6 protein-coding genes, 2 tRNA genes and 1 pseudogene are annotated in these 5,486 nt (G+C 72.3%); 1 reads left to right on the top strand and 8 read right to left on the bottom strand.

The genetic code is table 11. From position 1 onward, the window contains the following. The 8 genes and pseudogenes from TR50_RS48720 to TR50_RS14170 all read right to left on the bottom strand — a co-directional run. A pseudogene (locus tag TR50_RS48720) lies at positions 1-198 on the bottom strand (UDP-N-acetylmuramate dehydrogenase); the annotation flags it as partial. 662 nt (positions 199-860) lie between these two features. Continuing rightward, positions 861-2,315, bottom strand: coding sequence for a DHA2 family efflux MFS transporter permease subunit (locus tag TR50_RS14140; protein WP_042420310.1), 1,455 nt, complete (start codon positions 2,313-2,315; stop codon positions 861-863). 72 nt (positions 2,316-2,387) lie between these two features. After that, positions 2,388-2,960, bottom strand: coding sequence for a TetR/AcrR family transcriptional regulator (locus tag TR50_RS14145; protein ID WP_236654407.1), 573 nt, complete (start codon positions 2,958-2,960; stop codon positions 2,388-2,390). Between the two features lie 53 nt (positions 2,961-3,013). Beyond that, positions 3,014-3,442, bottom strand: coding sequence for a MaoC family dehydratase (locus TR50_RS14150; protein ID WP_042420314.1), 429 nt, complete (start codon positions 3,440-3,442; stop codon positions 3,014-3,016). 8 nt (positions 3,443-3,450) lie between these two features. Beyond that, entirely contained in the window at positions 3,451-3,903 is a 453-nt protein-coding gene (locus TR50_RS14155; protein WP_042420317.1) for a MaoC family dehydratase N-terminal domain-containing protein, read from the bottom strand. Between the two features lie 142 nt (positions 3,904-4,045). Beyond that, positions 4,046-4,210 carry a 50S ribosomal protein L33 gene (gene rpmG, locus TR50_RS14160; RefSeq protein WP_004571794.1) on the bottom strand — a complete coding sequence of 55 codons (165 nt, stop codon included), beginning with the start codon at positions 4,208-4,210 and terminating at the stop codon, positions 4,046-4,048. Between the two features lie 83 nt (positions 4,211-4,293). After that, positions 4,294-4,369: transfer RNA gene (locus TR50_RS14165), tRNA-Met, on the bottom strand. 46 nt (positions 4,370-4,415) lie between these two features. After that, positions 4,416-4,488, bottom strand: a tRNA-Thr gene (locus tag TR50_RS14170). Between the two features lie 185 nt (positions 4,489-4,673). Between TR50_RS14170 and TR50_RS14175 the strand changes: the two genes are divergently transcribed. Next, the coding region (locus TR50_RS14175) for a hypothetical protein (protein ID WP_042420320.1) at positions 4,674-5,486 on the top strand (813 nt) is incomplete at its 3' end.

Consider the following 5,486-nt stretch of genomic DNA (forward strand, 5'->3'; position numbering starts at 1 on the left):
GCCGCCGCCGAGCACCGGCAGCGGCTCGCCCGCCGCATCGGCGGCACGGACGACGGCGACGACCTCGTCGTCGGTCGTCGCCGTCACCAGCCGGGCGGCGGGGCCCCCGATCCGGAGCGTGGTCAGCGGAGCCAGGGGCGCGTCATGGAGTTCCTGCACGGGGTCTAGCGTACGGGCCGCGGAAGCCTCGCCCGGCAACCGACCGTGACCGGTCGGCGCGCGCGGCGCGGGGGCCGGGCACGAGGCGCGGGGGCGGGGCGCGGGAGCCGGAGCGCGGGCGAGCGCCTGACGACCGGCGCCCCCGCGCGCGAGCCTCGACCGGCCAGGACCGTGACCGGTCGGCGAGCGGGGCGCGGGGGCCGGGCACGGGGCACCCGGTCCCGGGGCGCGGGCGAGCGCCTCACGGCCGGAGCCCCCGCGCGGAAGCCCTGGGCCCCCGCCTGCACACACTGGCCGAAGGGCGCAGGACCCAAGGGCCTGTCGGCGGGCTCGGCACACGAGGTCGCAAGTCGGCGAGGGTCCGACGACGGAGGCCCCTCATGCGGAGCCCCGGCCGTCGGCGCGAACAGGCCCCCAGGCCCCGAGGGTCGGCCCGCCCGGCCCTCACGAGCCCTCGGCCCAGGCACGCGCGGTCGCGGGGGCAGGGCGGAGCCCGACGGCAGAAGGCCCCCGCGCGCAAGCCCTGGGCGAGCCGGATCCGCCCGGCCGAAGGCCCGGGGAGCGCCGCCGGCCCCGGCGGGTCCTTCCCGGGCCCGGGCCCCGGACATGGGTGTGTTGTGGTCGCGAGACAGCGGAGCCCCGGGGCTGGATATCCTCGGGGCTCCGCCTGTTCCTCGGCCCACGGGCCGGTGCGCCCGGCGTCAGGCGACCGGGGTCGGGGTGGTGTCGACGGTGTCCGACGCGTTCGAGGGCGCGGGCTCGCCGGAGGCGACGGGCTGGGCGGCCGCGCTGCGGGAGCGGCGCGGGGCGAAGAGGATCGCGACCGTCGCGGCGGCGATGGCGGCCGCGCCCACCCACAGGGCCGGGGTGAGGCCGTTCACATAGCTCTGGCCGCTGGCGTAGCTGCCGTGCGCGGTGAAGACCGACGTCAGCACGGCGACGCCGAGCGCGCCGCCCACCTCGCGGAGCGCGTTGTTCGCGCCGGAGGCCACGCCCTGCTCCTGCGGTCGGACGGAACCCATCAGCACGGCGGCGACCGGAGCGAAGAACAGCGCCATGCCCGTGCCCGAGAGGACCAGCGGCGGGACCTGGGAGAGGTAACTGACGTGCGGGGAGACGATCAGCGCGAACCAGGCCAGCCCGACGGTCTGCAGGGCCAGGCCCATCGCGATGACCACCCGGCCGCCGATCCGGTCGACCAGCAGGCCGGCCAGCGGGGCGACGAGCATCGGCATGCCGGTCCACGGGAGCATCCGCACGCCCGCTGTCATCGGGCTGTAGCCCTGGACGTTCTGGAGGAACTGGCTGAGCAGGAAGATCGACCCGAACATGCCGAGCGACATCAGCATGGAGGCCGTGTTGACGGCGGAGAAGGTGCGGATCCGGAAGAGGCGCAGCGGCAGCAGCGGCGTGGAGGTGCGGGACTCCCAGACCACGAAGGCGACCAGCAGCGCGGCGCCGACCACCAGCCCGGAGAGCACCGGCGCGCTGGTCCAGCCGTCGGAGTTGCCGCGGATCAGGCCGTAGACGATGCCGAAGAGGCCGGCGCTGGCCAGCGCGGTGCCGACCACGTCGAGGCGGCTGTTGGGGCCGTGGGACTCGGTCAGCCGCAGGCGGGCCAGCGGCAGCAGCGCGAGGCCGATGGGGACGTTCAGCGCGAAGATCCACTGCCAGGAGAGGTGTTCGACGACGGTCCCGCCGATCAGCGGGCCGAGCGCGACGGCCATGCCGTTGACCGCTCCCCAGGCGCCGAAGGCGAGTCCGCGCCGGGCGGGCGGGACCGCGGCGGTGAGCAGGGTGAGGCTGACCGGGGTCAGCAGCGCCGCTCCGACGCCCTGCGCGGCGCGGGCCGCGACCAGCGCGCCGATGTCCGGCGCGAGCGCGGCGGCCAGCGAGGAGAGCGTGAACAGCCCGAGGCCGATGGTGAAGAGCCGTCGCCGTCCGAAGCGGTCGCCGAGGGCCGCGCCGAACATCAGCAGCACGGCGAAGGTCAGGGTGTAGGCGTTGACGGTCCACTCGAGGTCGGTGATGCCGCCGCCGAGGTGGGCCCGGATGGACGGCAGGGCCGTGGTCACCACGAGGTTGTCGAGGGCGGCCATGAAGCCTGCGGTACTGGTGATGACGAAGGCCCAGACCGCCGGGCTGATCTTGCGCATGATATCCCCCAGGCGCGATTTGAAAGTGATCGATCAATAACTTTGACGGGCAAAAAAACACGCTTCGGCAGATCAGACCACCGGACACCCGAGGTAGTCCTTACCGAAGCCCTGCCACAGGCGGTGGTCCACCGGAAAGCCCATGGCGACCAGGTTGTTGATCAGCATCCCGTAGGCGAAGAACTCGGTGATCTCCTCCGGCGTCGCACCGGAGGCCGCGGCCACCGTGTCCCACAGGTCCGTCCAGAGGGTCCGGACGGCCTCGCCCACCTCGTGATCGCCGGCGGCCTCGGCGGCCGCCGCGGAGACGTACATCTGGAGCTGCATGAGCAGCCGCGACCTGTCCCCGATCAGCTCGAAGTAGACCTCGGCCATCGCATGGCGGGCCTCCTCGCCGTGCTTGCCCTCGGCGGCCTGGAGGAAGCTCTGCTTGATCTCCTCCGTGCAGCGGCGGACAGCCGCCTCGAAGAGCGCCCTCTTGTTCTCGAACAGGCGGAACAGGTACGGCTGCGACACCCCGACCCGGCGGGCGATCGCCGCGGTCGAGGTGCCGTTGTAGCCGTGATTGGCGAACTCGACGATGGCGGCGCGGACGACGCTCTCGCGCCGCTCCTCCGCGCTCATCCGCATGCTCGTCTTCGCCATGTTTCAAAGTTAGTGGTTGATTACTAACTCAGTCAAGAGGGCGGCGGTCGGTCTCAGGCCAGCTGGACGACGGCCCGGGACATGCCGAGCACCTTCTGGCCCGCACAGGTCGCCACCAGGTCCACGCGGACGCGGCGGTCGTCCAGCATGGCCGCCACCTTGCCGGTGACCTCGATCACAGCGCCCGTCTCGTCGTTCGGCACGACGACCGGCTTGGTGAAACGGACGCCGTACTCCACGACCGCGCCCGGGTCGACCACCCAGTCGGTGACCACGCGGACTGCCTCGGCCATGGTGAACATGCCGTGGGCGATCACGTCCGGCAGGCCGACGCCCTTGGCGAAGGCCTCGTTCCAGTGGATCGGGTTGAAGTCGCCGGAGGCTCCTGCGTACTGCACCAGTGTGGCCCGGCTCACCGGGAAGGACTGCGCCGGCAGCTCGGTGCCGACCTCGACCTCGTCGTAGTTGACGATCGCGCTCATCGCTGCGCTCACTCCCCCTCGGCGGCGCGCGCCACCAGCGTCATGTAGGCCGTCACCACGTGCTCGCCGCTCTCGTCGGCCACCTCGCCGCGCACCGAGAGGATGTCGTTGCCGGCGAGCGACTTGATCGAGTCGATCACACAGGTCACGCTCAGCCGGTCGCCGGCCCGGACCGGGCGGTTGTAGACGAAGCGCTGGTCGCCGTGGACGACGCGGCTGAAGTCCAGGCCCAGCTCCGGATCCTGGACGACCTGCCCGGCGGCCCGGTAGGTGATCACGAAGGGGAAGGTCGGCGGGGCGACCACGTCCGGGTGGCCGAGGGCCTTGGCGGCCTCGCGGTCCGTGTACGCCGGGTTGGCGTCGCGGACGGCCTCGGCGAACTCGCGGATCTTCTCCCGGCCCACCTCGTAGGCCGGGGTGGGCGGGTAGGTCCGCCCGACGAAGGCGGGGTCCAGCGGCATGCGTGACTCCTGACGTGACGGGGGTGCTTGGTGCATGGTGTGCGGATGCGGACACGACGAAAGGCCGCCCCCATGAACTGGGAGCGGCCTTCGCCTGAAAACCATTCGGTCGAGACCGACCCGGTGCCTTGCGGCCTCGGGGTCAGCGGGTCTCGCGGTGCGCGGTGTGAGCGTTGCAGCGGGGGCAGTGCTTCTTCATCTCAAGACGGTCCGGGTCGTTACGCCGGTTCTTCTTGGTGATGTAGTTCCGCTCCTTGCACTCCACGCACGCCAGCGTGATCTTCGGACGGACATCAGTGGCGGCCACGGGAGTGCCTTCCTCGGACAGACAACGTTACAGACAGACAAGAGTAGCCGATTGAGTGGTTACCCGAAAATCGGCTACAGGCGTGGTAGCGGTGACCGGACTTGAACCGGTGACACAGCGATTATGAGCCGCTTGCTCTACCAACTGAGCTACACCGCCACGACGATCGCGTACCCCGCTGGGATGCGGGGGACCCTCTCATCCGAGCCCCCATGCGGAATCGAACCGCAGACCTTCTCCTTACCATGGAGACGCTCTACCGACTGAGCTATAGGGGCGAACGGGGAAGACATTACACGGTCCGCAGCCCAACCGTGAAATCCGTTCAGCGCCACCCGGTACGACTAATCCCGCCCTGGCCCGCGCACCCCACGCGCCTCCCGGACGGCCCGTCCGCCGGGCCCTAGGCTCACTGGTCTGCGATCTTGCGAGCGAGGGAGCGATTCCGGCATGGATGCGGGCCATGGGAGCTGAGGCCGGAACCGAGGCGGAGCCCGGCGCCGAGGGTCCGGGCGGCCTGCTGCTGACCGGCGCCCGCCTGTCCGACGGACGGACGGTGGACGTCCGCCTCAACGGGGAGCGGATCGAAGCCGTCGGCCCCACCGGTTCCCTGCGCGCCGCCGAGCGGCTCGACCTGGGCGGCTACCTGCTGCTTCCGGCGCCCGCCGAACCGCACGCCCATCTGGACGAGGCGCTGACCGCCGGCGTCTGCGACCCCGCGGGCGACGACGACCTGCGCCGTCGGATCACCGAGGCCGCGCTGACGTATCTCGGCTACGGCGCGACCGTCGTGCGCACCCACGTCCTGGTCGCTCCGGCCACCGGCCTCGCCCGGCTCGACGCCGCGCTGGCGGCGGCGCGCGACCTGCGCGGACTGATGGACCTCCAGATCACCGCCATGCCAGGCCAGTTGACGGGAGCGGCGGCGCACGAGGCCAGCGCGTTGCTGCGCGAGGCAGCGCGCGTCGGCGTCCACGCGCTGGGCGGACGTCCGCACGCCGACCCGGATCCGGAAGGCCATCTCGCGACGCTGCTGGAGCTGGCGGAGGCCGACGGCCTGCCGCTGGACCTGCATCTGGGCTCACCGCGGGACCTGGACCGGCTGGCCGTGGACCGGCTGGCGGCCGGTTCGCTGCTCACCCTCCCGGCCGGGCCGCGGCCGAGCCCGGCCGCCCTGGCCGCGCTGGCGGCGCACGCCGACACGACGCGCGTCGGCGTGGTGCTGTTGCCGCAGGGCGGCTGCTGCGCCGGGCCCTCCGGTCCGCAGGGCTTCGAC

The organism is Streptacidiphilus anmyonensis, assembly GCF_000787855.1.
Lineage (GTDB): Bacteria > Actinomycetota > Actinomycetes > Streptomycetales > Streptomycetaceae > Streptacidiphilus > Streptacidiphilus anmyonensis.